Consider the following 686-nt stretch of genomic DNA (forward strand, 5'->3'; position numbering starts at 1 on the left):
AGCTGCCAGCCGGCATTTCGCTGTCGGGGCTGCTTTCGGGAACGACCATGGCCAGTGATAAACTATCGACCTATCGGTCGAAGCGCGACTTTCAAAAGACGGCGGAGCCGAGCGGCGATACGCAGCTCGCCCGTAGCAATCGCCGTCGCTTCGTCATCCAGAAACATGATGCCACCCGGCTGCACTACGACCTGCGGCTCGAGCTCGATGGCGTCTTTAAATCCTGGGCTGTCACGAAAGGCCCATCCCTCGACCCGCACGACAAGCGGCTGGCAGTCGAGGTCGAGGATCACCCGCTGGATTACGGTGATTTCGAAGGCACGATTCCGAAAGGCCAGTACGGCGGCGGCACGGTCATGCTCTGGGATCGGGGCTATTGGGAACCGGAAGGAAATAAGAGCCCGGAGCAGGCGCTGGCAAAAGGTGACTTCAAGTTTACGCTGGAAGGCAAGCGCCTGCACGGCGGCTTCGTGCTGGTGCGCATGCGCAATGATCGCAACGGCGGCAAGCGGACAAATTGGCTGCTGATCAAACACCACGATGAGTTCTCTGTCGAAAACAATGGTGAAGCGATCCTGGAGGAGAATGACACCTCGGTTGCCTCCGGCCGTACCATGGAGATGATTGCCGCCGGCAAGGGCCGAAAGCCCAAGCCTTTCATGGTCGAGGGCGGCGATGTTCAGGCT

General features: G+C 59.8%; 1 protein-coding gene. It reads left to right on the forward strand.

What is annotated here, in order from left to right; all coding sequences use genetic code 11:
• Window positions 1-47 precede the first annotated feature (47 nt).
• A partial coding sequence (locus C3Y91_RS03465) for a DNA polymerase ligase N-terminal domain-containing protein (protein ID WP_281411348.1) occupies window positions 48-686 on the forward strand: 639 nt, incomplete at its 3' end.

This window comes from Rhizobium ruizarguesonis, from assembly GCF_012349115.1.
In the GTDB taxonomy this organism is placed as follows: Bacteria; Pseudomonadota; Alphaproteobacteria; order Rhizobiales; family Rhizobiaceae; genus Rhizobium; species Rhizobium ruizarguesonis.